Genomic DNA, 3,034 nt, shown 5'->3' with positions numbered 1-3,034 from the left:
CCCGGCGCACACGCCGCTGGACGGCGACACCGTGTTCGCGCTGGCCACCGGGGCGGTCGAAGTGCCGCCGGCGGCGGACACACCCGCGGCGATGTCGCCGGAGACCGGACTGCTCACCGCGGTGGGTGCGGCCGCGGCCGACTGCCTGGCCCGCGCCGTGCTCGGCGGGGTGGTAGCCGCGGAGTCGGTGGCCGGGGTGCCGGCCTATCGGGAAGTGCTGCCCGGCGCGTTCGCCAATACGGGTGATCGTTAACCAGGCCGGTAGCCTGGATAATGCCGAAAACGCTCTGGAAGGGCAGCCATGGGCAGGAAAGATCGCACCCCGGTGGCGGAGACGAAGAAGCCGCGCTGGGCGGTGGGGGCGACCACCATCATCACCTTCGTCGCGCTGCTCTATGTCGTCGAACTGATCGATCAGCTCAGCGGTGACCGGCTCGACCGCAACGGCATCCGACCGCTGACCACCGACGGCCTGTGGGGAATCGTGTTTGCCCCGCTGTTGCACGCGAACTGGCAGCACCTGATAGCCAACACCATCCCCATGCTGGTGCTCGGTTTTCTGATGACGCTGGCCGGTCTGTCCCGGTTCGTCTGGGCGACGGCCATCGTCTGGATCTTGGGCGGCTTCGGCACCTGGCTTATCGGCAACGTCGGTAGTAGTTGCGGCCCGACCGACCACATCGGGGCGTCCGGACTGATCTTCGGGTGGCTGTCGTTCCTGCTGGTGTTCGGGATTTTCGTGCGCCGCGTGTGGGACATCATCATCGGGTTGGCGGTGCTGTTCGTCTACGGGGGCGTACTACTGGGCGCCCTGCCGCGGCTGGGTATGTGCGGCGGCGTGTCCTGGCAGGGCCACCTGTGTGGTGCGCTGGCCGGCGTGGTGGCCGCCTATCTGCTGTCCGCCCCCGAGCGCAAGGCGCGCGAGCTGAAGAGGGCGGGCAAGCCGTTGCCGCGCAGACTATGAGTTCGCCGCTTTCGCCCGTCGGGATCTTCGACTCCGGCGTTGGCGGGTTGACCGTCGCGCGGGCCATCATCGACCAGCTGCCCGACGAGGACATCATCTACGTCGGCGACACCGGCAACGGCCCCTACGGTCCATTGCCCATCCCGGAGATCCGCGCCCACGCGCTGGCCATCGGTGACGATCTGGTCGACAGGGGCGTCAAGGCGCTGGTCATCGCCTGCAACTCGGCGTCGGCCGCCTGCCTGCGAGACGCACGGGAACGCTACGACGTGCCCGTCGTCGAAGTGATCCTGCCCGCGGTGCGCCGCGCGGTGGCAGCCACCCGCAACGGCCGCATCGGAGTGATCGGCACCCGCGCCACCATCACCTCGCACGCCTACCAGGACGCCTTCGCCGCCGCCCGCGACACGGAAATCACCGCGGTGGCCTGCCCGCGGTTCGTCGACTTCGTCGAACGCGGCGTCACCAGCGGTCGGCAGGTGCTTGGCCTGGCCGAGGGCTACTTGGAGCCCTTGCAGCGCGCCGAGGTCGACACCCTGGTGCTGGGCTGCACGCACTACCCGTTGTTGTCCGGCCTCATCCAGCTGGTGATGGGGGAGGACGTCACGCTCGTTTCCAGCGCCGAGGAAACCGCCAAACAAGTGCTCCGGGTGCTCACCGAGTTGGATCTGCTGCGCCCGCACGGCGGACCCCCGGCGGCCCGCGTGTTCGAAGCCACCGGAGACCCCGAGGCGTTCACCAAACTCGCGACCCGATTCCTCGGGCCCGCCGTGATCGGCGTTGAACCCGCCGGCGCCTCGCACGTTCATTAGATATGCCCATGTTTATGACGGAATGCGGCGATGTTTTCCCCATCGCGGTATTTGGCATGGCACAGTGGTCTCCGTGCGCATAACCGTGCTCGGATGCTCCGGGAGCGTCGTGGGTCCGGATTCGCCCGCGTCGGGATATCTGCTTCGGGCTCCGGGCACGCCGCCCCTCGTGATCGATTTCGGCGGGGGTGTACTGGGGGCGTTGCAGCGGCACGCCGATCCGGGTTCGGTCAACGTGTTGTTGTCGCATCTGCACGCCGATCACTGCCTGGATGTTCCGGGGTTGTTCGTCTGGCGCCGATACCACCCGACCGCGCGACCGACGGGCAAGGCGCTGCTGTACGGCCCGAGCGACACCTGGTCGCGGTTGGGTGCGGCGTCGTCACCGTATGGCGGCGAGATCGACGATTGCTCGGACATCTTCGACGTGCGGCACTGGGTGGACGGTGAGCCGGTGACGTTCGGCGAGATCACGGTGCTCCCGCGGGTGGTCGCGCACCCGACCGAGTCGTTCGGCATGCGGTTCACCGATTCCACCGGAGCGACGCTGGTCTACAGCGGCGACACCGGCGAGTGCGATCAGCTCATCGAACTTGCTCGCGGCGCCGACGTCTTCCTGTGCGAGGCGTCCTGGCCGCACTCACCGAAGCATCCGCCCGCCCTGCACCTGTCCGGTACCGAGGCCGGCCGGGCTGCGGCGCGGGCCGGTGTCCGCGAGTTGCTGCTCACCCACATTCCGCCCTGGACGTCGCGCGAGGATGTGATCAGCGAGGCCAAGGCCGAGTTCGACGGCCCGGTGCATGCGGTAGTGCCCGACGAGACGTTCGAAGTCCGCCGCGCCGGTTAGCGGTGTAGATCCGGCGGCTTCGGCCGCAAGCTTGGGTTTGATTGCTCGCCTCCTCAGCAGGCCGGATCGGCCCGCATCGTCGGCGAGCTTGGGTTTGATTGCTCGCCGCCTCAGCGGGCCGGATCGGCCCGCATCGTCGGCGAGCTAGGGTTGTCGGCGTGTCGAAACGAGAAGACGGCCGCCGCGACGACGAGCTTCGCCAGGTGGTCATCACCCGAGGGTTCACCGAAAATCCAGCGGGTTCAGTGCTGATCGAATTCGGTCGCACCAAGGTGTTGTGCACCGCGAGCGTCACCGAGGGCGTGCCGCGCTGGCGGAAGGGTTCGGGTCTGGGCTGGCTGACCGCGGAATACGCGATGCTGCCGTCTGCGACCCACACTCGTTCCGACCGCGAATCGGTGAAGGGCCGGC

4 protein-coding genes and 1 pseudogene are annotated in these 3,034 nt (G+C 68.2%); all 5 read left to right on the top strand.

Going from position 1 to position 3,034, the window contains the following annotated elements; genetic code table 11:
• Positions 1-253, top strand: a 253-nt coding sequence (locus tag A9X01_RS14895; RefSeq protein WP_172832522.1) for a P1 family peptidase, incomplete at its 5' end; no start/stop codon positions are given.
• Positions 254-301: 48 nt separating this feature from the next.
• Complete coding sequence (locus A9X01_RS14890; protein ID WP_065121508.1) at positions 302-964, top strand: rhomboid family intramembrane serine protease; 663 nt, start codon at positions 302-304, stop codon at positions 962-964.
• Complete coding sequence (gene murI / locus A9X01_RS14885) at positions 961-1,776, top strand: glutamate racemase (protein WP_065121507.1); 816 nt, start codon at positions 961-963, stop codon at positions 1,774-1,776. The genes A9X01_RS14890 and murI overlap by 4 nt, the downstream gene beginning before the upstream one ends.
• A 22-nt stretch (positions 1,777-1,798) precedes the next feature.
• A complete protein-coding gene (locus A9X01_RS14880) occupies positions 1,799-2,623 on the top strand; it encodes a cyclic nucleotide-degrading phosphodiesterase (RefSeq protein ID WP_081282393.1) in 825 nt (274 codons plus the stop codon).
• A 158-nt stretch (positions 2,624-2,781) separates the two neighbouring features.
• Positions 2,782-3,034 (top strand): annotated as a pseudogene (rph, locus tag A9X01_RS14875) (ribonuclease PH); the annotation flags it as partial.

It is taken from the genome of Mycobacterium asiaticum (assembly GCF_001668675.1).
Taxonomy (GTDB): Bacteria; Actinomycetota; Actinomycetes; order Mycobacteriales; family Mycobacteriaceae; genus Mycobacterium; species Mycobacterium asiaticum_D.
This window is presented reverse-complemented; position numbering and strand designations above follow the sequence as displayed.